The 25,180-nt window shown below is 69.4% G+C and carries 28 protein-coding genes and 1 pseudogene; 12 read left to right on the plus strand and 17 right to left on the minus strand.

Annotated features, from left to right (window positions below; genetic code table 11):
• Positions 1-26: 26 nt before the first annotated feature.
• Both gndA and DMC64_RS03005 read right to left on the minus strand, forming a co-directional pair.
• Positions 27-1,466, minus strand: coding sequence for an NADP-dependent phosphogluconate dehydrogenase (gene gndA / locus DMC64_RS02995; RefSeq protein ID WP_038520275.1), 1,440 nt, complete (start codon positions 1,464-1,466; stop codon positions 27-29).
• Between the two features lie 380 nt (positions 1,467-1,846).
• Positions 1,847-2,755 carry an MBL fold metallo-hydrolase gene (locus DMC64_RS03005; protein ID WP_125731917.1) on the minus strand — a complete coding sequence of 303 codons (909 nt, stop codon included), beginning with the start codon at positions 2,753-2,755 and terminating at the stop codon, positions 1,847-1,849.
• 220 nt (positions 2,756-2,975) lie between these two features.
• On the opposite strand from DMC64_RS03005, the gene DMC64_RS03010 reads away from it, so the two are divergent.
• The 3 genes from DMC64_RS03010 to DMC64_RS03020 are packed head-to-tail and all read left to right on the plus strand — an operon-like array spanning position 2,976 to position 5,522.
• Complete coding sequence (locus tag DMC64_RS03010; RefSeq protein WP_037335949.1) at positions 2,976-3,833, plus strand: helix-turn-helix transcriptional regulator; 858 nt, start codon at positions 2,976-2,978, stop codon at positions 3,831-3,833.
• Between the two features lies 1 nt (position 3,834).
• Positions 3,835-4,650 (plus strand): SAM-dependent methyltransferase, encoded by an 816-nt coding sequence (locus DMC64_RS03015; RefSeq protein ID WP_125731919.1) that lies wholly within the window; start codon positions 3,835-3,837, stop codon positions 4,648-4,650.
• A gap of 14 nt (positions 4,651-4,664) precedes the next feature.
• A complete protein-coding gene (locus tag DMC64_RS03020; RefSeq protein ID WP_125731921.1) occupies positions 4,665-5,522 on the plus strand; it encodes an SAM-dependent methyltransferase in 858 nt (285 codons plus the stop codon).
• A gap of 6 nt (positions 5,523-5,528) precedes the next feature.
• Here the strand turns inward: DMC64_RS03020 and DMC64_RS03025 are convergent, their stop codons facing one another.
• Positions 5,529-5,789: a hypothetical protein gene (locus DMC64_RS03025; protein ID WP_199754865.1), complete on the minus strand. Its 261-nt coding sequence runs from the start codon at positions 5,787-5,789 to the stop codon at positions 5,529-5,531.
• Between the two features lie 5 nt (positions 5,790-5,794).
• Complete coding sequence (locus tag DMC64_RS03030) at positions 5,795-6,067, minus strand: hypothetical protein (RefSeq protein WP_037333101.1); 273 nt, start codon at positions 6,065-6,067, stop codon at positions 5,795-5,797.
• Between the two features lie 306 nt (positions 6,068-6,373).
• Here DMC64_RS03030 and DMC64_RS03035 point away from each other — a divergent pair, with 306 nt between their 5' ends.
• Entirely contained in the window at positions 6,374-6,628 is a 255-nt protein-coding gene (locus DMC64_RS03035; RefSeq protein ID WP_016330866.1) for a DUF397 domain-containing protein, read from the plus strand.
• Between the two features lie 57 nt (positions 6,629-6,685).
• Here the strand turns inward: DMC64_RS03035 and DMC64_RS03040 are convergent, their stop codons facing one another.
• The 7 genes from DMC64_RS03040 to DMC64_RS03070 form a co-directional block, all read right to left on the minus strand.
• The gene (locus DMC64_RS03040) at positions 6,686-7,234 is read right to left on the minus strand and encodes a hypothetical protein (RefSeq protein WP_037333098.1); all 549 of its coding nucleotides are present in this window, start codon (positions 7,232-7,234) and stop codon (positions 6,686-6,688) included.
• Complete coding sequence (locus tag DMC64_RS03045) at positions 7,227-8,357, minus strand: hypothetical protein (protein ID WP_125731925.1); 1,131 nt, start codon at positions 8,355-8,357, stop codon at positions 7,227-7,229. The genes DMC64_RS03040 and DMC64_RS03045 overlap by 8 nt, the downstream gene beginning before the upstream one ends.
• An 18-nt stretch (positions 8,358-8,375) precedes the next feature.
• Positions 8,376-8,783 carry a FixH family protein gene (locus DMC64_RS03050; protein WP_081975691.1) on the minus strand — a complete coding sequence of 136 codons (408 nt, stop codon included), beginning with the start codon at positions 8,781-8,783 and terminating at the stop codon, positions 8,376-8,378.
• Positions 8,780-10,228, minus strand: a complete 1,449-nt coding sequence (locus DMC64_RS03055; protein WP_233629545.1) for a hypothetical protein — start codon at positions 10,226-10,228, stop codon at positions 8,780-8,782. Before DMC64_RS03055 ends, DMC64_RS03050 begins: the two co-directional genes overlap by 4 nt.
• Positions 10,229-10,327: 99 nt before the next feature.
• A complete protein-coding gene (locus DMC64_RS03060; RefSeq protein ID WP_125731927.1) occupies positions 10,328-11,179 on the minus strand; it encodes an oxygenase MpaB family protein in 852 nt (283 codons plus the stop codon).
• Entirely contained in the window at positions 11,176-11,724 is a 549-nt protein-coding gene (locus DMC64_RS03065) for a TetR/AcrR family transcriptional regulator (RefSeq protein WP_192747670.1), read from the minus strand. The genes DMC64_RS03060 and DMC64_RS03065 overlap by 4 nt, the downstream gene beginning before the upstream one ends.
• The gene (locus tag DMC64_RS03070; RefSeq protein WP_125731931.1) at positions 11,721-13,103 is read right to left on the minus strand and encodes an amidase; all 1,383 of its coding nucleotides are present in this window, start codon (positions 13,101-13,103) and stop codon (positions 11,721-11,723) included. The genes DMC64_RS03065 and DMC64_RS03070 overlap by 4 nt, the downstream gene beginning before the upstream one ends.
• 76 nt (positions 13,104-13,179) lie before the next feature.
• Between DMC64_RS03070 and DMC64_RS03075 the strand changes: the two genes are divergently transcribed.
• Positions 13,180-14,184: a D-cysteine desulfhydrase family protein gene (locus DMC64_RS03075; RefSeq protein ID WP_125731933.1), complete on the plus strand. Its 1,005-nt coding sequence runs from the start codon at positions 13,180-13,182 to the stop codon at positions 14,182-14,184.
• Between the two features lie 78 nt (positions 14,185-14,262).
• Here the strand turns inward: DMC64_RS03075 and DMC64_RS03080 are convergent.
• Both DMC64_RS03080 and DMC64_RS03085 read right to left on the minus strand, forming a co-directional pair.
• Positions 14,263-14,814 (minus strand): annotated as a pseudogene (locus tag DMC64_RS03080) (DUF998 domain-containing protein); the annotation flags it as partial.
• Positions 14,815-14,867: 53 nt separating this feature from the next.
• Positions 14,868-15,641, minus strand: coding sequence for a protein phosphatase 2C domain-containing protein (locus DMC64_RS03085; RefSeq protein ID WP_125731935.1), 774 nt, complete (start codon positions 15,639-15,641; stop codon positions 14,868-14,870).
• A gap of 62 nt (positions 15,642-15,703) precedes the next feature.
• Here DMC64_RS03085 and DMC64_RS03090 point away from each other — a divergent pair, with 62 nt between their 5' ends.
• Positions 15,704-15,913: a sigma factor-like helix-turn-helix DNA-binding protein gene (locus tag DMC64_RS03090; RefSeq protein ID WP_004559389.1), complete on the plus strand. Its 210-nt coding sequence runs from the start codon at positions 15,704-15,706 to the stop codon at positions 15,911-15,913.
• Positions 15,913-16,437 (plus strand): Clp protease N-terminal domain-containing protein, encoded by a 525-nt coding sequence (locus DMC64_RS03095; RefSeq protein ID WP_125731937.1) that lies wholly within the window; start codon positions 15,913-15,915, stop codon positions 16,435-16,437. Before DMC64_RS03090 ends, DMC64_RS03095 begins: the two co-directional genes overlap by 1 nt.
• A gap of 137 nt (positions 16,438-16,574) precedes the next feature.
• On the opposite strand, the gene DMC64_RS03100 is transcribed toward DMC64_RS03095, so the two are convergent.
• The gene (locus DMC64_RS03100; protein WP_037333077.1) at positions 16,575-17,207 is read right to left on the minus strand and encodes a YitT family protein; all 633 of its coding nucleotides are present in this window, start codon (positions 17,205-17,207) and stop codon (positions 16,575-16,577) included.
• A 61-nt stretch (positions 17,208-17,268) separates the two neighbouring features.
• Here DMC64_RS03100 and DMC64_RS03105 point away from each other — a divergent pair, with 61 nt between their 5' ends.
• Positions 17,269-18,723 carry a PLP-dependent aminotransferase family protein gene (locus DMC64_RS03105; RefSeq protein ID WP_125731939.1) on the plus strand — a complete coding sequence of 485 codons (1,455 nt, stop codon included), beginning with the start codon at positions 17,269-17,271 and terminating at the stop codon, positions 18,721-18,723.
• Positions 18,724-19,239: 516 nt separating this feature from the next.
• On the opposite strand, the gene DMC64_RS03110 is transcribed toward DMC64_RS03105, so the two are convergent.
• Positions 19,240-20,325: a hypothetical protein gene (locus DMC64_RS03110; protein ID WP_233629546.1), complete on the minus strand. Its 1,086-nt coding sequence runs from the start codon at positions 20,323-20,325 to the stop codon at positions 19,240-19,242.
• Between the two features lie 365 nt (positions 20,326-20,690).
• On the opposite strand from DMC64_RS03110, the gene DMC64_RS03115 reads away from it, so the two are divergent.
• Positions 20,691-21,164, plus strand: coding sequence for an RNA polymerase sigma factor (locus DMC64_RS03115; RefSeq protein WP_038520230.1), 474 nt, complete (start codon positions 20,691-20,693; stop codon positions 21,162-21,164).
• Positions 21,165-21,176: 12 nt separating this feature from the next.
• Here the strand turns inward: DMC64_RS03115 and DMC64_RS03120 are convergent, their stop codons facing one another.
• Positions 21,177-22,340, minus strand: a complete 1,164-nt coding sequence (locus DMC64_RS03120) for a pyridoxal phosphate-dependent aminotransferase (protein ID WP_125731941.1) — start codon at positions 22,338-22,340, stop codon at positions 21,177-21,179.
• Between the two features lie 29 nt (positions 22,341-22,369).
• Between DMC64_RS03120 and DMC64_RS03125 the strand changes: the two genes are divergently transcribed.
• Positions 22,370-23,668: a DUF445 domain-containing protein gene (locus tag DMC64_RS03125; protein WP_125731943.1), complete on the plus strand. Its 1,299-nt coding sequence runs from the start codon at positions 22,370-22,372 to the stop codon at positions 23,666-23,668.
• A gap of 175 nt (positions 23,669-23,843) precedes the next feature.
• Here the strand turns inward: DMC64_RS03125 and DMC64_RS03130 are convergent, their stop codons facing one another.
• Positions 23,844-24,311 (minus strand): CGNR zinc finger domain-containing protein, encoded by a 468-nt coding sequence (locus DMC64_RS03130; RefSeq protein WP_037333063.1) that lies wholly within the window; start codon positions 24,309-24,311, stop codon positions 23,844-23,846.
• Positions 24,312-24,404: 93 nt separating this feature from the next.
• On the opposite strand from DMC64_RS03130, the gene DMC64_RS03135 reads away from it, so the two are divergent.
• Together DMC64_RS03135 and DMC64_RS03140 are read left to right on the plus strand one after the other, a co-directional pair.
• Positions 24,405-24,773: a VOC family protein gene (locus tag DMC64_RS03135; RefSeq protein WP_016330885.1), complete on the plus strand. Its 369-nt coding sequence runs from the start codon at positions 24,405-24,407 to the stop codon at positions 24,771-24,773.
• A gap of 33 nt (positions 24,774-24,806) precedes the next feature.
• Complete coding sequence (locus DMC64_RS03140; RefSeq protein WP_081975690.1) at positions 24,807-25,178, plus strand: zf-TFIIB domain-containing protein; 372 nt, start codon at positions 24,807-24,809, stop codon at positions 25,176-25,178.
• Positions 25,179-25,180: the final 2 nt, after the last annotated feature.

Here is a 25,180-nt window from a genome sequence, read left to right on the forward strand (position 1 = left end):
GACGCGGTGAAGGACACTTTCGTTTGTCAGGCGGGGGATTCCGGGCGACCGTCGGCGGCCCAGGCGGTGTGGAACGAGCCCTCGCGGTCGACGCGGCGGTACGTGTGGGCACCGAAGTAGTCCCGCTGGCCCTGCACCAGCGCGGCGGGGAGCCGCTCCGCGCGCAGACCGTCGTAGTAGGCCAGCGCGGTCGAGAAGCCCGGGGTCGGGATGCCCAGCCGCACCGCGGTCGAGATCACCGAACGCCAGGAGTCCTGGGCGTCCTCGACGGCCTTGCGGAAGCCGCCCGAAGTCAGCAGCGTCGGCAGCGCGGGCTCTTCGGCGTACGCGGCCGTGATGTCGTTCAGGAACTTCGCGCGGATGATGCAGCCACCGCGCCAGATGGACGCGACCTTGCCGAGGTCGATGTCCCAGCCGTATTCGGCGCCGCCGGCCTGGATCTGGTTGAAGCCCTGGGCGTACGCCACCACCTTCGACGCGTACAACGCCTGCTCGACGTCGTCCGCGAAAGTGTCCAAAGCGGACCCCGTCAGCGGGGCGCGCGAGGGGCCGCCGAGACCGCGCGAGGCCTCACGAAGGTTCGACGAACCGGACAGTGAACGGGCGAAGACGGCCTCGGCGATGCCGCTGATCGGCACGCCGAGGTCCAGTCCGATTTGGACGGTCCAGCGGCCGGTGCCCTTCTGCTCGGCCTGGTCCGCCACGATGTCGACGAACGGCTTGCCGGACGCGGCGTCGGTGTGGGCCAGCACCTGCGAGGTGATCTCGATCAGGTACGAATCGAGCCGCCCCGAGTTCCAGGTGCGGAAGACCTCCGCGATCTCGGCGGGGGAGTAGCCGCCCGCGCCGCGCAGGAGGTCGAACGATTCGGCGATCAACTGCATGTCGGCGTACTCGATGCCGTTGTGCACCATCTTCACGAAATGCCCGGCGCCGTCCGCGCCCACGTGCGTGCAGCACGGCTCGCCGTCGACCTTCGCCGAGATGTCCTCGAACAACGGCCCGAGCGACTGGTACGACTCCTTGGACCCGCCCGGCATGATGCTCGGCCCGTGCAGCGCGCCCTCCTCGCCGCCGGACACACCGGTGCCGACGAAGTGGATGCCCTTCTCGCGCAGCGCGGCCTCGCGGCGCCGGGTGTCCGCGAAATGCGCGTTGCCCGCGTCGACGATCACATCGCCCTTCTCGAGGAGCGGGACGAATTCGTCGATCACGGCGTCCGTCGGCGCGCCTGCCTTGACCATGATCACGACCTGGCGCGGACGCTCCAGCGCGTCGACGAAGTCCTGCGCCGAATACGCCGGGATGAAGTCGCCCTCGTCGCCGAACTGTTCGACCAGTTCCTTCGTCCGCTGCTCGGAGCGGTTGTGCAGGGCCACCGTGTGCCCGTGCCTCGCGAGGTTCCTGGCCAGGTTGCGGCCCATGACCGCCAGGCCGGTGACCCCGATGCTCGCCTTCTTGCTCATCCGCACCCTTCCGCTTCGATTCCCGTGCCGAGCCTATCCCCGATGAGGGATACGGCGCCGGGGCGAAAAGGGATCAACCGGGAGTTGTCCACAACCGGGCCCACCTGTGGACAACTCGCCTCGCGCGGCCTGGCGCGGCGCTTGCGGCGGTACGCTGGGATCGGGGTCGCCCCCCAGGGACGGGTGGGGGCTGCTTGTGGGGCGCTGGGCGGGATTTCGGTGTCTTGAAGGGAGCCTTTGGGACGTTGAATGTCTCGAAGGTGGCCTTCGGGACGTGCGGGGACGCGGGCAGCGGCCGGGAGGGTTGCGAAAGCCACTTTCGCAACCTTCAACGTTGCGAAAGTGGCTTTCGCAACACCCGCCGCAGGAGAGCGCCGGCGTCAGGAGAAGCACCGGATGGGCGCACCGTTGAAGGTGACCATGTCCGCCAGCGCCGCCCCCAGATCGATCGCCCCGCCCCACGCCAAACCGTCCAGTTCGGCATAAGCCCGGTGCAGGTTCGCCGGAAGCCGTTCCTGTTCGGACAGTGCCTCGTAAGGCCCCAGATCCGCTTCGCGAGCGGCCTGCAGGGGCGTCAGCCCGGCGGCCTTCCCGTACGAAGCGAGTTTCTGCAGGAAACCCAGGTATCCGTCGACGACGTCGATCGCCTCGGGGCCGCACACCGCGCCGTGGCCCGGCACGATCGTCTCCGGCTCCAGCGAGCGGACCAGCTCCAGCGCCTTCCGCCACCCGGCGGGTGAGCCCATCAGCGCGAACGGGCTGCCGCCGTTGAAGATCAGGTCACCGGCGAACAGCACCCGCCGCTCCGGCAGCCAGACGAGTACGTCGTTGGTGGTGTGCGCGGCGTGCCCGGGGTGGATCAGCTCCAGCCGGACGTCGCCGGCGTGCACGGTCAGCCGGTCGTCGAACAGCACCTCGGGCGGCCGCAGCTCCAGATGACCCCAGTCGTTCCCGGTGAACGAGTTCTCGTAGGTGTTGATCCCGGTCGCGACCATCACCTCGCGCGTCTTCCGGTGCCCGACGATCGTCGCGCCGGTCGCCAGGTAGTTGCCGTTCGTGTGGTCGCCGTGATGATGCGTGTTGACCACAGTGGTCACCGGCGCCCCGGCGGTCGATTCCGCCGTCGCCAGCAGCGCCCTGGTGCGCCGTTCGGTCGAACAGGTGTCGATCACCACCGTGTGATCGCCCGCGGCGACGAAGCCGCAGTTGTTGATCCACCACGAGCCGTCGGGCTGGACGTACCCGAACACACCATCGGTGACCTGCCTGGCGAAGGGGGATTGGTCCACTCGGTCACTATGCCCGACCACCGTGCCCGAAATGTGACGAGATCGCTCCGCCACCAGGGTGACGTACCAGGTGACTGGTGTTTTCGGCCGTTTCCTGGAACGCTGCGCAATGTCATCATCGAACCCCGCAAGGTGAAGTACCCTGGGTGGGTTCGAGTATTCGCGCGCAGGACGGCGGGCAGCCGCGGTCCTGGTCTATGTGGTCCGGGAGAGCAAGGCGATGGCCAGCACCGTCACCTCGCGCCGGAAGCAGCTCGGGAACGAGCTCCGGCATGCCCGCAACGCCGCGCGGATGACACAGCAGCAGGTCGCCGAAGTGCTCGGCTGCACCCAGGGCAAGGTCAACAAGATCGAGTCCGGTGCCGTCGGGGTCAAACTCGGGGATGTGCGATCGATGCTGAACGCGTTCGGGATCAACGGCGACGAGGCCGACACGTTGATGAACCTGGCCCGCGCCGCGGCCGGGCAGCGCGGCCACTGGTCCGGCTACCGATCCGTGGTGCCGCACTGGTTCCGCACCTTCACCGACCTCGAACCCGCGGCCGCGGAGATCCTCACCTGGCACGGCGAGCGCATCCCCGGCCCGTTGCAGTCCGAGCACTACATGCTCAAGCAGTTCACCGAAGCCGGCGCCACCGACGTGACTTCGCTGGTCCGCAACCGCTTGGACCGCAAGGCCGTCTTCGAGCAGCAACAGCCGCCGTACTACCGGTTCATCATCAGCGAGGGCGCCTTGCGCCGCGCTCCCGGCGGCTCCGCCCCTGCGGTGATGCTGGACCAGGTCGAACATCTGCTGGCGTTGGACAAGCATCCGCGCGTGTACGTGCACGTGCTGCCGTTCGGCGCGCGGCTCGCCGCCGTGCCCAACGACTTCACCATCATGCGTTTCCCGGACCGCACCAGGGATTTCGTCTACATCGAACATTCCGCGGGCGGGTTGTACCTCGACGACGTCAAGGACTTCAACATCTTCGTGGACTCTTGGGACAGATTGCGCGGCGCCGCGCTGGAGCGTCAGGAGACCCGGCAGTTCCTCAAGGAACTCGCCGAGCTGTACAGAACACAGATGCAAGCCTGAGATGGACCCGCGGTTCCTCCCCGAAGGCGTCGATCTCGAGCGGCCCAACGCCGCCCGGATCTACGACTGGGCGCTCGGCGGGACCGCGAACTGGGCGGTGGACCGGGAATTCGGCGAACAGCTGGTCAAGACCTTCCCGCTCATCCGCGCCCTCGCCAGGGCCAACCGCGCCTTCCTCGGCCGCGCGGTGCGGCATTGCGCCGAGCACGGCGTGAACCAGTTCCTCGATCTCGGTTCCGGCGTGCCGACGGTCGGCAACGTCCACGAGATCGCCGGCGAGGTCGACGGCGACAGCCGGTGCGTGTACGTCGACAACGAGCCGGTCGCCGTCGCGCACGCCCGCATCCTGCTGGAGAAGAACGGCGACCCCGCCAGGCACGCGGTGATCGGCGGAGATCTGCGCGAGGCGGACGAAGTCTGGGAACACGCCTTCGACACCGGCGTGCTCGACCCGGCGAAACCGGTCGCCCTGCTCACCGTCGCGGTCCTGCATTTCGTGCCGGGCCCCGCGCTCGGCGACGTCATCGCGCGCTATCGGCGGCTCCTGCCCGCAGGTTCCTTCTACGTCCTTTCCCACGTCACGATGTCCGGCGTGGAGGGTGACGAGCTGGCCCAGATCCAGCGCGTCGTGAAGCAGTACGAACAGTCGAGCACGCCCGCGTCCTTCCGCGACAAGGAAGAGATCCTCGGTTTCTTCGGGGATTTCGACCTCGTGGCACCGGGTCTGGTCCCGGTCGGCGCATGGCGGCTGGACGACCCCCGCTCGCCTGCGCTTAACTGCGCCATCGGCGGGGTCGCCCGCAAACCCGGTTCCTGACGAGGTGTGACGGAATGACGACGCAGCACGACCCCATCGACCCGGTGGCTCCCGAGGGGGTCGATCTCGAACGCCCCAACGTGGCCAGGGTGTACGACTGGTTCCTCGGCGGTTCGGCCAACTGGGCCATCGACCGCGAGTTCGGCTCGCAGGTGCTCAAGCAGTTCCCCGAGGTCAAGACGTTCGCCCGCGTCGGCCGCGACTTCCTCGGCCGCGGCGTGGGATACCTGGCCCGCCAAGGGATCACGCAGTTCCTCGACATCGGTTCCGGCGTGCCCACCGTCGGCAACGTCCACCAGATCGCGAGCGCGATCAACCCGGACAGCCGGGTCGTCTACGTCGACATCGAACCGGTCGCCGTCGCGCATTCCCAGCTGCTGCTGGAACGTGAGGGCCTGCTCGGCAGGCACGCGGTACTGCAGGGCGACGTCCGGGATCCCGCCGACATCTGGAAACGCGCCCTCGAGACCGGGGTGATCGACCCCCGCCAGCCGATCGGGCTGGTCCTGGTCGGCTTGCTGTACTTCCTCGGCCCGGAGGAGCCCGTCCACGAGATGGTCCAGCGCTATCTCGATTTCCTGCCGTCGGGTTCGTACTTCCTGTCCTCGCATCTCACCGAGGACGGCGTCACGCGCAAGGAAGGCGACAACCGGGAGAACGTCCAGGAGCTGTACAAGAAGACCAGCGCGCCGTTCCATCTGCGGTCCCGCGCGGAGTTCACCGCGTTCTTCGACGGGCTGGAGCTGGTCGAGCCGGGTATCGACTGGATGGCCACCTGGCATCTCGACGAGGCGGATTCCCGGGCCAGCGACCGGTTCGCGGACGACCCGACGGTCACCGGAGGCCTCGGCGGCTTGGGCCGCAAGCCCTGATTTTCGTCAGGCCCGGCCGGTCAGATGCCCGATCAGGGGCGTCAGCTCGAACTGACCTTCGAGCGGCCGGCCGGTCCTGATCAGGTCCCGGTGCGCGCTCGGCGAATCGACTTCGGAATTCCACGGCGGCTGCTTGCGCAGCGGAGCCTGGATGAGGCTGAACCCGAACCGCCGGCGCAGTTCCAGTCCGATGGTGTGGTGGTGCTTCGCCGAGGCCAGGCGTTCGTCCTCACGGCGGAACAGCAGCGTGGTGAGGCGGACGGCCATGGCGGTCACACCCCCCGGCTCGGACGCGGCAGCCGCGTCTGGTCGGCCGAACCGGCGAGACCGAGGCAACGTTCACAGGGCATCCCCGAACCGACGGGGACCCATTCCAGGTGGTCGTACGGCATCGCCGCGCCACAGCGGGCGTGCAGGAACTCGGGGTGCGATCCCCCGGAGTGCAAGTCGAAAAGATGCGCGGAGCGGCGGCTTTCGCCCGCCGTCCCGGCCATGAGCCTGCCGACGGCGAGTACCGTCGCCGGCATGGTGTCCTGAATGATCACGCTGATCCTCCCCCACGAGGTCGGCGGTGGGTGGTCATGCGCCGCGGGACCGGTGTCCCCGCTGGTCACCTGCCGTCGATGGCCTGCCGGAACGGCGAAACGCACTGCGAGCGATTCACCAACAACCGAGCCCCGGCCGCTGCGATTAATCCTACTCCTGGAATAATCTTCATGTCGAGGGTGGGCGGAGTTGATCACCCACTTGGCCGTGCGGGATAGTCCCGTTGAGGCAGGGAGAAGCCGGGACCGTGACGGTTCGCGCAGGTCGCGACCCGCACCCCCGACCGACGTTCGGAGGTACGACCAATGGCCGATTATCCATCGGCGGCGGATTACGATCCGACCACGGCCGTGTCGCTGTTCGACGACTCCGCGTGGGAGAAGTCCTTCGCGAGCGAGCCCAACGGGGGGAACTGCGTCGAGGTCAACCTCGCCCGCGAAGGCCTGGTGGGGGTCCGTGACACCAAACTGGCCAATAGTCCCGTCTTCGTCTTCGATTCCGGTGAGTGGAACGCCTTTCTCAAGGCGGTCAAGGCCGGACAGTTCGATTTGAGCCCATGACGAAAGGCTCGCGCGTCCATCGGGACACGCGAGCCATCCGATCTTCGTCACTTCGAGTCACACCGTCGCGGGAAGTCCGTTCCCGCGCAGCCGGGATTTCGTGCGCCGCCAGGCGACGGCGATCAGGACGGCGAGGACGATCAGCGGGATCAGGCTGATCGACCAGCTCACCGCCATCGGCGGCCCCGGCTGTTCGAGCACCGCCAGATCACGGAGTTCTCCCGCGCCCTTGCCCGCGGGCCCGTCGATCTCGAACCGGAACGTCCACGAGCCCTGGGTCTGCAGGGCCCGGATGTCCAGTCCCCACACCTCCAGTTTCCGCGGATGTTTCGCCAGCGGCTGGGGACGGCCCAGCCGCCCGGTCTCCGGATTGAGGAACGCGAGCGTCCCCGACTTCCCGGCGATCCCGTCGTCGGGGATGAACGTGAAGTCCAGCGATTGCATGGCGCGCAACGGCCACGTGCTGAAACCGACGGTCATCCCGTACGGTCCGACCTGGACCCGTTCGGTGTGGACGATGTTCACCGGTTCGTAGGCGTTCGCCGCGGGCGTGGTCGCGAACAGCAATCCGATCGCCGCCGCCAAGGCCAGCAATGTCTTACGCATGTGCGTTCTCCCCCTTCGCCGGGGCCAGCAGCCTCAGCATCCCGCCGAACCGCCACCCGGCGAAGCCGCCGAGCAGCCCGACCACCGCGCCGGCGGCACCGGTGGCGAACACGACCGCCCAGGGCATCCGGTCGGAGCCGTAGACGATCGCGTTCTGGATCGGCATGCTCGCGCCGACCAGCAGCCCGCCGATCACGCCTGCCAGCACCGAAACCCGGCCCGCCGTCCAGCGGCGTGAGAGCAGGTACACCGCTTCGAGTACGGCCGCGATCGGCAGCAGCGCCATCGGCATCATCGAAGGCATCGCGGGAACGCCGTCGATGTAGTCGCGCATCGGCAACCCGACGGCGCTCGCGTACGCCTCGGCGGCCCACGGCGAGAACCACCAGGTGATCGCCTGGATGACCGCCAGCGCCGCGGCGACCCGGACCGCGCCGCCCGGCCGTCCCCAGAACCCGGCGCCCGCCGAGACCAGCAGCACCGAAAGCAGCGCGATGCCGACGGAGACGACGTCGAGCCCGTCGATGTCGATCTGCTGCAGCCCCAGCACGGTCACCGTGCTGAACGCGATCAGCACGCCGAGGCTGCCGACCACACCGACGGTTCCCCAGCGGTGTTCCCGCGCGGCCGCGAACACCATGACCGTGCCGATGATGCTCAGCGTGATCGACAGCAGCAGCCCGATATGCGGCGGCGAGTCGATCACCGCGTCGAAGCCGTACAGGCCGTGCCACCACTGATCCCACAGGCCGTACAACAGGAACATCGCCGCGCCCGTCCCGGTCACCAGGTAGCCGGCCGGTGCGGCGAAGATCTTGCCGAAGACGTTGATCGCGCGGCCGCCGACCCGCGCGTCGACCGGACGTCCCGCCCGGCGCGCGGCCGTGGTCATCAGCACGACCACGAGGCTCGCGAGCCCGGAGATCGCGCTGCCGGAATACAGGAACAGATGCGGCATCGTGAAGAACGTGTCCGGGCCGACGTCGCCGTGCCACTGGATGTCCCAGGTCAGCCCGACCAGTGAGATCACCGACCCGGCCAGCACCGTGCCCGCCGGTACGAGACCGGTGCGTTCACTGCGCGCCACCGGGACGGCCCTCGCCCCTCCCGCGGTGAGATCCATACCCCCGACCTCCCTCTCTTACTTGACCAGCAAAGGAAAAACGTGCTGCGTGGCGCCGGATGGCCCGCGCAGTGAAACGGTGATCTCCCATTGCCCCGACATCGGCAGCAGGACATCGCCGGTGCGGAACCGGCCCGGCCCTTCCGCGATCGCGGGCGACGGCGCGAGCGCGTGCCCCATCTGGGGCATCACGGGTTCGAGCGTGACGACGTCCGGCGTGGCACCGGAGACGGTCAACGCGAAGACATTGCCGCCCTGGTGCGGATCTTCGACCGACATCTGCACCGTGTACGGGCCCTGCGTCGAACGCTGTACCTGCGCCCCGCCGCTGCTCGGCCACACCAGCCAGGCCACGATCGCCACCGCGAGCACGGCGACCACGGAGATCAGCAGCACCGGTTTTCGTCTGTCCACTGTGGAACTCACTGAGGTGCCCCTTCCGCCGGGACGTCGATCTCCATGGGCACGGTCAGCACCGTGTAGTCGCGTTCGGCCTGCAGCCAGACGCGGTACTTGCCGGGCGCGGCGAAGGTGTAGGTGAACGGGACGTCGGGGCCGTACGCGGCGACCGTTTCATCGGGTTTACCCGGCATTCCCGGCGACTGCGGGATCATCGAGTGAACGTGGGCCCAGGTCGGCGCGGCAGCGGCATCCGCGCCGACCCGGTGGTCGCCGGTGATCGGGCCGACGACGATGAGGTGGCCGAGCATGCCCAGCCAGGGTTGGAGATCGGCCTTCCCGAACCGCGCGGTGATCGTGGTCGGCGTTCCCGGCCGGATCTCGACATCGACCGGATTCCCTTGTATCACTCGTTTTCCGGCTCCGGTGGGCACGGGTTCGGCGGGGGAGTCCGTTCCGGCCGCGACACCCAGTGTGGTGCGGAGCAGTTGCACGCCGCCGCCTCGCCGGGCGAGTTCCGCGGCGACGGCGTAGGTTCCGGCCTCGGGCGGGGTGAACTTCATCCGGTAGTCGCCGGGTCCGACGCGCACCGGATGCAGATGCCAGAGCCTGCCCGTCGGCGAGATGACGACGAGATGGATCAAAGCGTTGTCGTGCACCAGAAGGTCGTCGACGGGGCGGCCGGTCGAGCCGTCGGCGAGGGCGAGGCGCACCTCGGCGAGCGCGCCGGCTCGCGCGTTCGGTGACCGCACGGCCAGATTCACCGGCGGTCGCGAGAAGTCCACTGTGGACATCTGAGCGTTCGCGTACGGGTCTTGGATGTTGTCGATCGTCGGATCCAGGGCCGTACCGGGCGCGGGCGGCGGCGGAGTGGACGCCGACAGCATCGCGCCGGTGATCGCGACCGCGAGCGCGGCGACCATCCCACCGGCGGGGATCAGCGCGAGTTGTGGCCGCCGGACGCGCAGCGCGACGACGAGACCGAGCACCAGGAACACGCCCGCGGCGACGAAGCCGCCGAAGGTGGCCTTCTCCCACGGAGGGATGACCCTGGCCGGGACGATGAACGGGATCGACGCGGTGTCCGTCCCGTCGTCCAGGCCGAGCTCCCACGGGCCCGGCTGATCGACCCGCAGCTGTGCCGCATGGGCGCCGGGTTTCCCGTCGAGCCGCACCGTGGTTTCGGAAAACGTGGTCCCGGCGGTGGACGCGCGCAGTTTCAGCGTTCCCGGCGCGCTTCCGGTGTGCGTCACGACGTCGACGTGCAGCGGCCCGGGCGCGACGTCCATCCGCCGCAGGATGACCGTGAGATCCCGGGTGCCGAGCGTCTGCGCGACCTGGACGTCCGCGCCGCTCGACACGCCGTCCGCCCGCGCGGTGCCGGACAGCAGAACGGACGCCAGCGCGCAGAGCACGAGTACGCGGGCGATGACCATCGGCGCCGTGCGCCGCCCCCTCGGTGAATTCCCCATCCCGGCTGAAGTTAACGTCGACGGCCCCGGAAAGCGTCACAGCGCCGGGTGAATCGGGGTCCCCCGTACAGGGGACTTCGCCCCTTACTCCGGTGGGGGTCAGCCCCCGAGGAAACGATACGCGCGTGGATGCGCCCGGAACCAGACGTTGAGCCTGCCGATCCGCCGCACGAGCGAAGACCGCAACGTCACCGGCACCAGGCCGCCGATGAATCGCACCGCGCGACGGAATCGGTCGAATCGGCGCTGGTCACGGTCGGTCCACTGTAGACCGAGGCGGTCTCGCAGCGCGGGTGGCAGCGTGGCGCGGATGACGAACATCTGTCCCCGATGCTGCCACCGCTGAAGCCGGACCCACCGTTTGTCGGGCAGCCATCGCCACGGTTTCTTCACCGTCCGGATCGTTTCGAACAATGTCGAAATCGTTTCGTTCGGGCCGAAACCGTCGATCATGTCCGCGTAATACCGCTCGAATTCGGGCCACGTCGGCGGCAGGTCTTGTTCGCGCAGGCCGAGAAGCCGCCCGACGTCGCACATCTGCGCGTAGTATTCGTCCACTTCGGACGGAGTCATCGGGGTGCCGTAGAACCTTTGCGTGTCAACGGGAACCATGACGAGCGTGGCGTGCACCCAGGCGTACGCGTGCGGGTTCAGCGCGCTGTAGCGGCGGCCGTCGTCGACGCCGGTGAACGACCGGTGCAGCGCGCGCAGCCGGTCCGCCTCGTAGCGCGCGCCCTCCGGGCCACCGTAGATGTAGATGGACAGCGACGCGGCCGTGCGCATCAGCCGGGTCCACGGATCCTCGACGTAGTCGGAATGATCCCGCACCCCGGCCGCGACCACCGGATGCGCGACCTGCAACACCAGCACCTGGCCCGCCAGCAGCCCGGCCCGGAAGTCGCCGAAGTACTTCCACGCCGCCGTCCCCTTGACGATCGGCGGACCGGTCATGACGCGCCGCGGACGAGCATCATCAGCGACTGCGCCACCCCGACGCCGTCGTCTCCCGTGGCCAGCCTGCGCAGCTGCAGGCCGGCGATCAGCGCGACGACCGGACCGGTCAGCCGTTCCGGCGACGGCACACCGAGCGTTTTCAGGATCACCAGCGCGAGTTCGTCGTACGCGGCGAAGCAGCGGGCGGCCGCGTCCTGGAGTCCGGGGTCACGGGCGGCCTGCAGGTACAGCTCGTGCGCGCCGAGTTCGTCGGTGCCGAACGGCAGCTGCGCGATGACCTGCTCGACCACCGACGCGGCCTGCTCGACGCTCAACCCCTGCTCGCGGTACGCGTCGACGAACCCGGTCAGCTTCGTGGTCTCTTCTTCGACGAACAGCAGCATCGCCTCGCGCAGCAAGGCGGTCTGGCTGGGGAAGTGGTAGGTCAGCGTGCCGAGCGAGACGCCGGCCGCGGTCGCGATCCGGCGGTTGGTCAGCCCGCCGACACCCTGTTCCCCGACCACCTTGAGGGCGGCGTGGAGGATGGCCTCGCGGGTGTTCACCAAGCGGTCTCGGGTTTGCGGTCCTGCCACCGTTCGACCTCTTCCAGTTGCGCGGCCAGCGAGATCAGCCGCTCCTCGGCGTGCGAGGGGCCGAGCAGCTGACCGCCGAGCGGCAGGCCTTCCGGGCTCAGCCCGGCGGGGACGTTGACCCCCGGCCAACCCAGCACGTTCCACGGCCAAGCGTAGGGGCACGCGGCGATCATGGCCTGGTCGGTCTGCCAGCCGGAGAGCCGGTCGAAGCTGCCGATCCGCGGGGGCGGGGTGGCGGTGGTGGGCGTGAGCACGACGTCCACCCGCCCGAACACCGAGCCGATCTGCCGTTGCAGCAACGGTTCCGTGGCGCGGGCGAGCCGCAGCGCCGGACCAGCCAGCGCGGAACCCTGCCGCGCGTTGGCGCGGGTGCGCGGATCGAGCCGCGCCTGGTCCGGGACGCGCCGGGACCAGTCACGCACGCCGACGAGCGAACGTGGCAGGAAGGTGAGGCCGATCAGCCGGTAGTCGGGTTCGATCTCGACGATCTCGTGGCCGAGTTCGGCGAACCGCTCCGCGAGCCGGACGACGGCCGCGTGCGCCTGCGGATCGAGTTTGGTCTTCGTCGCGGTGAACGGGATCCGCGTGGACAGCCCGATCCGCATCCGGCCTGGTTCGCGGCGGGCGGCCGCCTGGAACGCGGTGCCGGTGCCGGCGGCGACGTCCAGCAGGAGGGCCGCGTCGGCGACGGTGCGCGCGAGCGGGCCGACCACGGTCAGGCCGTGGAAGAGTTCGCGTTCGGTCGGGACGCGGCCGCGCTGCGGTTTGATGCCGACCAGATCGGTCCACGCGGCCGGGATCCGGATCGACCCCGCCCCGTCGGAACCCAGCGCGGCGGCGATCACCCCCGACGCGATGGCCGCCGCCGCGCCGCCCGAGGAACCACCCGGGGTGCGCTCGGTGTCCCACGGATTGCGGGTCGCGCCGAACGCCGGGCCTTCGGTGAACGGCCATTGGCCGAGTTCCGGGGTGTTGGTCTTGCCGATGAGCACCGCGCCCGCCTCGCGGAGCGCGGCGACGGGCGGGGAATCCGTTGTCGCGACGGAGAAATCGCCTTCGCAGCCGAACGCCGTCGGCAGTCCCGTGACGTCGAGGTCGTCCTTGATCGCGGTCGGGACGCCGAGCAGGGGAGCGGATTCACCGGCAGCGAGCCGCCGGTCGGCCTCCTCAGCCTCGCGAAGGGCTTCTTCGGCGCGAAGGCATTTGAAGGCGTTGAGAACGGGCTGGCTGGCTTCGGCCTTCTCGAGCGCTTGCCGGGTGAGTTCGACGGAAGTGACCGCGCCGTCGGCGAGCATCGAGGCCTGTTCGGCGAGGCCGGTGAACGCGAGGTCGGCCTTCGAGGTGGTCATGGGTTCCCCCTGCAGGTTCTCGTTCGTTCAAACGAACGATACCACCGAGTAGTCTCGGTGTGGTTACGTGAAGTTCATGAACCTCGATCGCTTCCCCCGCGTCGACCTCGGCGGCTATCCGACGCCGCTGCATCCAGCACCCCGGCTGGGCGAGGCCCTGGGCCTGCCGAATCTGCTGCTCAAACGGGACGACGTGCATCCGCTCGGCGTGGGCGGCAACAAGCTGCGCAAACTCGAGTTCCTGCTCGGCGCGGCGATCGAGAACGGCGCCGACACGGTGATCACCTTCGGCGCGCTGCAGACCAACCACGGCCGCCAGACGGCCGCTGCCTGCGCGAAGCTCGGGTTGCGGTGCGAGCTCGTGCTGACGGCGAAGGTGCCTCGCGATGGTGACGCGTACGAAAAGTCCGGCAACGTCTCCCTCGACCATCTCTTCGGCGCGAACGTGCACATCTGTCGCGACGGCGAGGAGACCGGAAAGACCTACGACCGGCTGATCACCGAGGCCGCGGCCGAGGGGCGCCAGGTGGCGACGTTCCCGGTCGGCGGCTCCGACGGGGTCGGCGCGCTCGGTTACGTCGCGGCCGCGCGGGAGATCGCCGGGCAGCTCGCCGAGCTGGGGATCACCAAGGCGAGGCTGGTCGCGCCGCACGCCAGCGGCGGGACGTCCGCGGGGCTCGTCGTCGGGACCGCGGACCTCGACTGGCTGACGCTGGACATCGCCTGCGTCAGCCATCCGGTCGACGAAGCCCTCGACAACCTGGCCGATCTCACCATCGCCGCCTCCGCGCTGCTCGGCACCGAGCCGCCGTCACTCGACGGTCTGCGCGTCGACGACCGCACGATCGGCCCCGGCTACGGGATCCCGACCGGCGAGACGTGGGACGCGGTGCGGCTTTTCGGCCGCACGGAAGGAATCGCGCTCGATCCCGTGTACACCGGCAAAGTGGGCGCCGCGCTGATCCGCTGGGCCGCCGAAGGCCATTTCGCGCCCGACGAGCACGTTGTCTTCCTGCACACGGGCGGGCTTCCCGGTCTCTACGGGTACGCCCCGGAATTCGCCGACGCGGTGCGCCGCTGACGCGACCTTCAGCATCCCGGCGATCAGGATCACGTGTGCCACCAAGGAAACCCGCTGCATGACCCCGACCGGCGCGATATCGGTCAGCGTCTTGAAGAACGGGATGTCGGCCAGGCGCACGAAGATGAAGCTGAGCCCGAAGACGACGAGACCGGCCGCGCTGCCCCAGGCCAGGCGCCCGACGAGCCTGGCCGCCGGGGTGCCGCACAGGTTGTCGCGCAAGGTGAAGCCGGCGGCGGGCAGGCTGAGGAACGCGACGAGGCACGCGTACAGGTGGATCTCGCCACTGACCGGATCCGGGAATTCGGGGTAGCTCGCCGGGAAGATCGCGGCCGCCGCCAGCCCGAGCGACCACAGCACGAACAGCAGTTTCGTGGTACGGCTGAGCGGGATCCCGGCCGCGGCCAGTGCGCCGAGCGCGGTGAGCGAGCCGATCGACAGGGAGAGCACGCTGGCGCCGAGCATGCCGGTGCCGCGGTCGACGTAGGCGTAGCTGGACAGCGTGTCGAACACCGGATCGCGTGAACTGATCAGGTGGAGCACGACCATGGTGAACAGTGCCCAGCCGATCGCCGCGCCCGACGCGATCAGCCAGGGTCTCGTCCGCGATCTCTCCCCAGGGAACGTCATGCGTCCAGCCTGCTCGCGCGGGCGCGGCTTTCCGATCCGGGAAGCCCCCGGTTTTACCCTGGGGCTACCCCGAAGTCGACCAGTACCAGTAGCTGGTCATCGTGCCTTTTCGCGCGGGGCCAGCGCTCGCCGTCGGGGTCCTGTTTCTCCGCCGTGCGCACCGCGTCGAGGACGGCGTCGGGGCCACGCTCCCGGCTGATGGTGAGCACTTCCGGCCAGTCGAACAGGCCGTACTCGTCGACGCCGATCGCGACGCCGTCGGTCGCCAGCAGCAGGGCGTCGACCTCCGAACGCGGCCAGCTGCGGCGGACGGCCTCGGCGGCGGCCCTGGGTTCCGCTTCGGCGACCCAGAAGCCGTCCGGCGCGTTGCGTTTCGCGCGGACGTCGGCGCCGGTGCGGAGCTGGCCGCTTTCGCGCAGCGAGACGAGCCTGTCGTCGGTGAGCGGGTCGGCGCCGGAAGGGCCGAAGGCGACGATGGGGCTGTCGGCGAGCACCAGCCCGTCGACGGTGTCGTCCGTCCAGCGCGCGATCGCGACCGTGCTCGACGGCGAGCGTCCCGGTTCGAGGCCCTCGCGGCGGGCGACGTCGGCGATCGACTCGGCCAGCAGGACCGCGAGATCGGCCTGGGGTTCCGCGGTCAGCGCCCGCGACAGGCTGTGCACGAGCAGGCTCGCGTACCAGCCGCCGGACGGCAGATCCGGCCTCGGCGCCGTCGCCCCGTCGAGCACCACCACGGCGTTGCCGAGGACGGCGACGTGGTCTTCGGTCGGGCGCGTCGATCCGTCCGCGCCTACTCCGTCCCTTTCCGCCACTGAGATTTCGGCCATGTCCCCGACCCTAACTGTCAACTGAGGTTGACACCTGCGAGATGTCAACGTAGGTTGACGTCATGACCGAAGCGACAGATCTGGCCGCGCGAGCCGGCGACCGCGATCCCCGGGTGGGATTGCGCGCCGTCGCCGCCTTGCGCCGGCTGTTGGAACAACTCGAGGCCGTGCAGGTCCGCAGCGCGCGGGTGCACGGCTGGTCCTGGCAGGAGATCGCGGCCGAGCTGGGGGTCAGCAGGCAAGCGGTGCACAAGAAGTACGGGAGGCACTGATGTTCGAACGTTTCACGCCCGAACTGCGCGAGGTCGTCGTCGGCGCCCAGCGGGTGGCGTCGGACGAGACGTCCGCGAACGTCGACGCTCTGCACCTGCTGACGTCGCTGGCCAGGGGCACCGGCGTGCTGACCGCGCTGGGCTGCCCGGCGGACGAACTGGCCGACGACCTCCGGCGCGTCCGCCGCCGGGGCGGGATCAGTGACGCCGATGTCGAAGCGCTGAGCGGGTTCGGCATCGACGTCGAGCACATCGTCGAGCGGGTCGAGCAGACCCACGGCCCGGGGGCGCTGACCGGTGGGCAGTGCTCGGGACGCGGTCACCGGCCGTTCACACCCGACGCGAAGAAAGTGCTGGAGAAGAGCCTTCGCGAAGCTGTCGATGTCGGCAGCAAGCGTATCGAGGGGGAACACCTGCTGCTCGCGCTGACGGCCGTTCCCGGCGTGGCCGCCGACGTTCTCGCGCAGCGGGGCATCGACTATCTCGCCGTCCGGCGCCTCCTTGAGCAGCGCGAGGCCAGCTGATCCAACCACGCACACTCGTGATCACAGGCGTAACTCGCGTGATTGAAGACGTAACTCGCGTGCTTGGACGCCGCACACACGAGATCCGCCTTCAATCACGCGAGTTGCGTCTCTGATCACGCGAGTTGCGTCTCTGATCACGCGTGCGCGCGTTCCCGCCACACGACGTACGGCAGGAACGCCTGGGTCAGCGGGCCGATGGCGAGCGCGTAGAGGACCGTGCCGACGCCGACCGTGCCGCCGAGCAGCCAGCCCGCGGCCAGCACGGTGATCTCGATGAGGGTCCGGACGAGGCGGATCGACTTGCCCGTCCGGGCCGAGAGGCCGGTCATCAGCCCGTCGCGGGGGCCGGGGCCGAGCCGCGCGCCGACGTAGATCGCGGCGGCGAGGCCGTTGAGCACGACTCCGGCGACCAGGTTGAAGATCTGCCAGCCGAGCACGTCCTGATCCGGCAGGAAGACCCGCACGAGGTCGACGGTGAGCGAAATGACCACGACGTTGGCCGCGGTCCCGATCCCGGGCCGCTGCCGCAGCGGGATCCACAGCAGGAGAACAAGGACCGACGCGATCGCGGTGACCGTGCCGAACGAGAGACCGGTGATCTTCATCAGGCCTTCGTGGAGCACGTCCCACGGGTCGAGGCCGAGTCCCGACCTGGTCAGCATGGCCATGCTGCCGCCGTAGAGGGCGAGCCCGCCGACGAGCTGGAGCGAACGGCGGGTGGTGTCCTGGGAGATGCCGACAGGTTTGAGGTCGAGTTTGAGTGCCACGAGTGCACCATCAGGGGTAAGTGGCTACCTTGACCATGGCCAATCTGGAACAATTGGCCTTATGGAACCGCTGATCCCGCTGACTGGACGCGTTTCGGGCCCGAAATTGGCCATCTTGCTGGGAAGTTGGCGGCAGAGTGGTTCTCGACACGGTGCCGCGGATCTGGCGGCCGCCGTCGAGCTGCTGGTCCTCGACGGCAGGCTGCCGCTCGGCACGAAACTGCCCGCCGAACGGGAGCTCGCCGAAGCGCTGGACGTCAGCCGCACCCTGATCGGGGCCGCACTGGACAAACTGCGCGCCGACGGCCTGGTCGCGAGCCGTCGCGGGGCGGGTTCGTGGATCGCGGCCCCCGGCGGCCGCGGCCGGAGCGCGATCCTGCCGACCGGCGAGGACCTCATCGACCTCGCCCAGGCCTGCCCGCCCGCCGTCGCGGGCCTGGTCCCGGCCGTCGATGCCGCGCGGAAGGCGCTGGTGGACCACCTCGGCGAGAACGGCTATCAGGTGCGCGGCCTGCGGATCCTGCGTGAGCGGATCGCCCGCCGCTACACCGAACGCGGCCTGCCGACCAACGCCGACCAGGTGATGATCACCAACGGCGCGCATCACGCGTTCGTGCAGGTCCTGCGCATGCTGGCGGGTCCCGGCGACCGGGTGCTCGTCGAGCAGCCGACGTACCCGAACTCGCTGGAAGCCATCGGCGCGGCCCACGCGATCGGGGTACCGGTGCCGTTGGATCCCGTCACCGGATGGGACGTCGTCGGGATCGAAGCCGCGCTGCGGCAGTCCGCGCCGAGGCTCGCGTACTTCGTCGCGGACTTCCAGAACCCGACCGGTCTGCGTATGGACGCCGCCGGCCGGGAGCGGCTCGCGGCCGCGCTGAACCGCGCTCGGACCCCGGCGATCATCGACGAGACGCTGGTCGAGCTGGACCTCGAAGGCGATCCGGTGGACGGGCCGCCGCCGCTGGGCGCGTTCATGGGCGATCTCGGCATCACGATCGGCTCGGCGGCCAAATCGCACTGGGCGGGCCTGCGGCTCGGCTGGATCCGCGCCTCCGAGGACATCATCGGGCGGCTGGTCGCCGCCCGGTTCGCCGTCGACCTGGGGTCGCCGGTGTTCGAGCAGCTCGTCCTCGCGGAACTGCTCGACGACGGCGGGGCCGCGCTGGCGCATCGTCGTCAGGAGACGCTGGCCCTACGCGACGCGCTGACCGGCGCGCTCAACTGGTACTGCCCGGAGTGGACGTTCACCGTCCCGCCCGGCGGGCTCTCGCTGTGGTGCCGTCTGCCGGAGCCGATGAGCACGCGGCTGGCCGTCGCGGCGGCGGGACACGGGGTGCAGGTGGCGCCGGGCTCGCGGTTCGGTGTCCACGGTGGACTGGAGCGCTGGCTGCGGCTGCCGTACGCGCTTCCGGCCGAGACCCTCTTCGAGGCCGTACGCCGTCTCGGCGCGGCGGCCGCTTCGGTCGCCGCGACCCCCGCCGTCGTCGCCCCGGTCGCCGTCCAGGTCACCTGACTCCCCGCATTTCGTCCTCTGAATGCGGTCCTTGCGCGTGCAACTACCGCATTCAGAGGACGAAACGCGGGCCGGAAACGGAAATAGCCGGTGCGCCGGCGGGGCGGCCGATGCTCCAGGGAGGGCATCGGCGCCGCACGACCAGCGCACCGGCTATCCGGCCCGCCCCGAGGCCGAAACCTCGCAGGCGGGCACCGCGGCGGTTACCCGGCACAGCCCCTCGACGTGCCGGGAACCGCCCGCGGTTCAGGCGGACTTCGAGCTTGGCCGGCTCCTGCTCGGCGCGGTGAGCAGAAGCCCCCGGAGTCCACCCGGTGCTGGTCCCGGCGCCGCAGGGGCAGCGCGGCGCCGGGGCCGGGATCCGAACCGGCCGGGCGCGGTCGGCCGTTCGGAAAGACTTTGGGGTTGCCTGAAAAAGGGGCAGGCGAAAATGGCTTATGCCAGAGGATTCAGCAGCCGTCGAAACCAGAAGTTGATCTTGGTTTGGACGTGGTTCTCCCCGGCGACCCGGTCAGGTCAGTCGGGGGAGGTGGCGGGAAGCGCGGCTTCCCGGCCGGTGCGCTCGCCTTCGTGATCGCAGCCGGTTCCGAGGAGCTTCAGCTGCGTGGCGGGGATTCCGGAGTCGAGCACGGCGAGCGGCCCGCGGCCGCCGCCGGTGTTGTCGTGTCCGGGCTGGGCGGTCGTCGTGGGCGCGACCGGCGCCACCGGGGCGCTCGGCAGGCCACCGCCGCCGCCCGAGCCGCCGCCGTCCCGGGACGCGTGCGTGTCGGACTCGGCGGGCGCGGCCGGAGCGGGCTTGGCGTCGTACTGGACCTGGACGGGCAGCGTGACGCGGTGGTTCTGGCTCGCCGCGACCGGAACGGGCGTCTCGGCGGGGACGAGCGGACGCGGCTCCGGCGTGGCGGGCGCTTCCGGCGTGACGGCCTTCGCCGGGACGGCGATGGTGACCGAGCCGCTCGCCGATTCACCCGAGCCGCCGCCGAAGACGGGGTCGAGCATGTCGCCGGTGCCCGGCAGGATCGACGGGGCGCCCCCGGCGCAGCACGGATTCGGCGTGACGATCGGCGCGACGACCTGGTCGCCGATTCCGTCAACGACACCGACGACCCCGCCGACGGTTTCGACGACGCCGCCGACCGTGGTCGTGACGACGTTCAGCACGCCGCCGATGAGACCGCCCAGCAAACCGTTGGACGCCTGGGGCTTCGCGGTCTTCGTTTCCGGCTCCGGAGAAGAAGTCTTCTCGACGGAACTCGTACTCGAAACGGTCTCTTCCTCCACAGTGGCCTCGGGCTCCTCGCTCACAACGGGAGCGGGCTCCTTCGAGGTTTCGGTGGGTTCAGCGGGTTTCGTGGTTTCGGTCGCGGCGGAGTCCGAAGTGGACTCGTTCGGAGTAGTCGATTTCCCGGATCCCGCTTCGGCCGCGGGCTGGACCACGGAGGTCTCCGGCGTCACGGGAAGCTGTTCGTCGGCCGAAGCCGGGGTGCTCAAAACGGCGCCGAGAAGCCAGCCGGTGAGCGCGAGCCCGCCCGCGAAAAGAATTCGCATGCCGGTCTTGCGGAAGGTGAGGTCGTGACGGCGCACGACTGCCGCACCACTCACAGCAATCACCACCGTCCGCGCCTGAAACCCACGTTTTCCGCGTGAGTTCGATCTTTCTTGGGGTCTCTTCCGGTCAGGTCGCAGTTCCCCCGGGGCTGCACCAGTTTTAGCACCGGAGGGGAGTGTTTCACCTCAGCCGCCGTCGATCCAGCCCGTTAGGCGGAACGACGCAACCGGCTCCGGTGCCTGGAGTACCGAAGTTGATCACTCTCGGTATGTGCCCGGCGGCCATCCGGGGACGGGTGGAACTACTCAAATCCTCGGTGACCTGACCTTTTCCGGATCCCGGATGCGGTGTGTGCCGTCGAAGTCGCGTTCGGTGATCGGTGCGGCGGACGCAAGCCGCCGGGAGGGAAGGGTCCGGGATGTGGGACGTGAACGCCGTGTCGGCGGCGGTGCTCAAGGCGCTGAAGGCCTACCGGCTGAGCGAAGCCGACGCCAAGGACATCTGTCAGGAGGCTTGGCTGGAACTGCTTCGCGTGCCCGGCGCGCTACGCGACGAAGCGAAGCTTGGGGCTTGGCTGACGACCACGGCGCGGCGTCGCGCACTCCGGATGATCACCAGGAACAGACGCGAAACGCCGCGTCCGCTGCCCGGCGCGGAGACGACCCCGGAGGCCGAGGTCGTCCGCGCCGAACGGGACCGCGCGCTCTGGGCGGCGGTCGATCGCCTGCCGGATTCGCATCGACGGCTCGTGCGGCTCCTCGCGCACCGGCCGGAGCTGTCCTACGCCCAGATCGCGGGGGAGCTGGGCATCAGTCCGGCCAGTGTCGGCAGGCTTCGAAGACGGTGTTTGGACCGGCTCAGACGGGCACTCGAAAAAGGCGGCTGGGCGTGAACATCGGACGGGTCAGCGCAGTTTGCGCAACCGGGTGACGGCTTCGTCGATGACCTCGTTGCGTTTGCAGAACGCGAAGCGCAGAAGGTGTTTCCACTCTTCCGGGTGATCGGTGAACACCTTTACGGGCACGGCGGCCACGCCCACCCGTTCGGGGAGCTCCCAGGCCAGTTCCGCCGCGTCGTCGAAGCCGAGCGGGCGGACGTCGACGCAGACGAAGTACGTCCCGGCGGTCGGCCGGACCGCGAACCCCGCCTCCGCGAGGCCGGCCGCGAGCCGGTCCCGTTTGTCCTGGAGGCTCGTGCGCAACTCCTCGGCCCACGGCAGTTCGTGGTCCAGCGCGTGGGCGACGGCGGGCTGGAACGGGCCGCCCGAGACGAAGGTGATGAACTGCTTCGCCGCCTTCACCGCCGCGACCAGTTCGGGGCTCGCGCAGACCCAGCCGATCTTCCAGCCGGTGCAGTTGAACGTCTTGCCCGCGCTGGAGATCGACACGGTGCGATCGCGCATACCGGGGAAGGTCGCCAGCGGGAGATGCTCGGCGTCGTCGAACACCAGATGCTCGTACACCTCGTCGGTGATCGCGATCAGGTCGTGCTCCACGCAGAGCGCGGCGACGGCTTCCAGTTCGGCGCGCGTGAACACCGTGCCGGTCGGGTTGTGCGGCGAGTTGATCAGGATCGCCCTGGTCCGGCCGGTCACCGCGGCGTGCAGGCCCTCGACGTCCAGCGCGAACCGGCCGTCGCGTTCCACCAGCCCGACGACGCGCCGCTCGGCGCCAGCCATGGCGACCGCGGCCGCGTACGAGTCGTAGTACGGCTCGATGACGATCACCTCGTCACCCGCCTGCGTGAGCGCGATCAGCGACGCCGCGATGGCCTCGGTGGCACCGGCGGTGACCAGGATCTCGGTGTCGCGGTCGTACTCGACGCCGTAGCGGAGCCGGTGCCGCGCGATCGCCGCGCGCAGTTCGGGCCGACCGGGACCCGGCGGATACTGGTTCGCACCCCCGAACAGCGCGTTCTTGGCGGCGTCGAGCATTCCGGCGGGGCCGTCGGTGTCGGGGAAACCCTGGCCGAGGTTGACGGCTTCGTGGCGGACGGCGAGTGCCGTCATCTCCGCGAAGATGGTCGACGTGAAGGGCTGGAGGCGGGGTACGAGGACAGGTTCGCGCACGATCAGCCATCCTCACGGACAATGGCGGTGTGGAGCAACTGACGCCCGCCAAGGTGACCCCAGCCGATCCGCCCGGTGGAACCGCCGCCGAGGAGGAGAAGCGCCGCGGCCTGCGCAAGATGAAGACGGTCGCGCTGTCGTTCCTGCTCGGCGCGACGGTGATCTTCCTGCTGACCAGCTGGGCCGAGGCCGCCGGCTGGCCCGCGTGGGTCGGCTACGTCCGCGCGGCCGCCGAGGCCGGGATGGTCGGCGCGCTCGCCGACTGGTTCGCGGTGACGGCGCTGTTCCGGCATCCGCTGGGGATCAAGATCCCGCACACCGCGATCATCCCGAACAAGAAGGACGCGCTGGGCAGCAGTCTCGGTGACTTCGTCGGCTCGAACTTCCTGTCCGAGGCCGTGGTCCGCGAGAAGCTGAGCCGGGTCGAGGTCTCGAAGCGGCTCGGCGGCTGGCTCTCGCAGCCCGCCAACGCCGAACGCGTGACGTCCGAGCTGGCCACCGTCGTGCGGGCGGCGGTCAAGGTGCTCCGCGACGAGGACGTCCAGGCGATCATGGAACAGGCCGTGGTCAAGCGGATCGTGGACAAGCCGTGGGGTCCGCCGCTCGGCAAGATCCTGGAGGGCGTGTTCGCCGACGGGGCGCACCACAAGCTGGTGGATCTGATGTGCGACCGCGGCTACGAGTGGGTGCGGGACAACCACTCGACGATGCTGCGCGTGGTCTCGGACCGGGCGCCGAGCTGGTCGCCGAAATTCGTCGACGAGATGCTCGCGGACAAGGTCTACGGCGAGGTGCTGTCGTTCGTCTGGGCGGTGAAGACCGACGTCAACCACCCCATGCGGCTGGCGCTGGACAAGTTCCTCGGCGAGTTCGCCCAGGATCTGCAGACCGACCCCGAGGTGATGGCGCGCGCCGAGCAGGTCAAATCCCAGATGCTGGGGCACGACGAGGTGCAGAAGCTGATCGGTTCGGCGTGGGCGACGGCGAAGGAGATGCTGCTCAACGCCGCCGAAGACCCGTCGAGCGAGCTGCGGCGCCGCGTGCGCACGGGCCTCGAGACGCTCGGGGAGCGGCTGGTCTCCGACGACCACATCCGGTCCAAAGTGGACACTTGGGTGGAGGGCGCGGCGGCCTACGTCGTCACCCACTACTCCAAGGAGATCACCACGATCATCACGGACACGGTGGAGCGCTGGGACGCCGAGGAGACGTCGCGCAAGATCGAGCTCCAGGTGGGCCGGGATCTGCAGTTCATCCGGATCAACGGCACGGTGGTCGGCGCGCTCGCCGGCCTGGTCATCTACACGGTCGCGCAGCTGCTCTTCTGAGCGCCGCGCGTATACCACACTCCGGAGGTCGCACCGGGAGTTGTCCACAGGAAGTGGAGTCATCCCCAGGGTTATCCACAGCTTTTCACGTTTTTGGCCTAACGGTGTGCACAACCCCTGGGGGTAACTCGGGGGTGGGTGACACCAGAAGTTGTGGTCGTTCGGGTCGTGACGCTCAGGTCGAGACGTCCGCCGTCCGGGCCCGCCAGGCCCGCGCCTTCTCCCGGTTCCCGCAGGCCCGCATCGAGCACCACGTCCTCGACCGGTTCCGGGATTCGTCGTAGAACGCCCACAGGCAGTCGTCCGCCGGGCAGATCTTGAGCCGGATCCATTCGCCGAGCACGGTCAGCCGGGTCGACGCCGCCAGCACCGCCTCGCAGACCGTTTCCGAGACCAGGAGCGGGCCTTCGGTGCCGAGGACGATCTCCGCCGGGGCGCGCAGGCCGAGCCGGGGGAGTCGCGGATCGCCGATCGCGGCGCGCAGCGCGTCCCGCGTTTCGCGCGCGGCCGCGGGGGTATCCGCCCGCAGCCGGTGATCGCGGGCCCAACGTTGCCAGGACTCCAGCTCGTCCAGGAGGTCGGTGCCGCGTTCGACGTTCACCGTGTTCAGAAACTCGACCACCAGGGACGCGTCGGTGTTCACCCCGCCCAGTGTACGGGCGAGACCGGTTGTCATCGGCTTTGATAACCCTCATACTCGGTTCACTGGTTACTCGATCTTTCTGGAGGCTGAACCATGGGTGCGGTACCGACCTTCGGCGCGGTGGCGCTCGACTGCCCGGATCCGGTCGCGCTGGCGGAGTTCTACCGCGAGCTGCTCGACTGGAAAGCGGCCGAAGTCGCCGAAGACGGCCATTGGGTGACCCTGCGGAACCCGGAGGGCGGCGCGCGGTTCTCGTTCCAGCGCGTGCCGGACTACCGGCCGCCCGCGTGGCCGTCCGCCGAGAACCCGCAGCAGGCCCATATCGACCTCGACGTCACCGACATGGAGGCCGCCCACGAGCGCGCGCTGGCCATCGGCGCGAAGCTGCTCGACGACTCGCCGGAGACCTTCCGGGTCTACGCGGATCCGGTCGGGCACCCGTTTTGTCTGTGCGCCTGCTGACCTCGCGGGCGAAAAATGCGTAATCTCTGATACGTGATTTGTCCGAAGTGCCAGAACGCCATGAAGACCGTCGACAAGAACGGCATCCACATCGACCAGTGCCAGGGATGCCGCGGCATCTTCCTGGACCGGGGTGAGCTGGAAGCCATCACCAACGCCGAGACCTCGTACTACGGCGGGCACCAGCCCCCGCCGTATCAGGGAGGCGGGCACGCGCCGGCGCCGCATTACGGCCGTCCGGACTCGCCCCGCCCGCACCGTGGGGGTTACGCCGACTCGCCGAAGGGCTACCGGGGTGGGTACTCGGACTCGCCCAAGGGGTACCGCGGCGGATACGCGGACTCTCCGCACGGCTACGGCCACAAGCGTCGTAAGGGTGGCTTCCTCGAGGGCCTCTTCGACTGACC

Source organism: Amycolatopsis sp. WAC 04197 (assembly GCF_003947475.1).
GTDB lineage: Bacteria > Actinomycetota > Actinomycetes > Mycobacteriales > Pseudonocardiaceae > Amycolatopsis > Amycolatopsis japonica.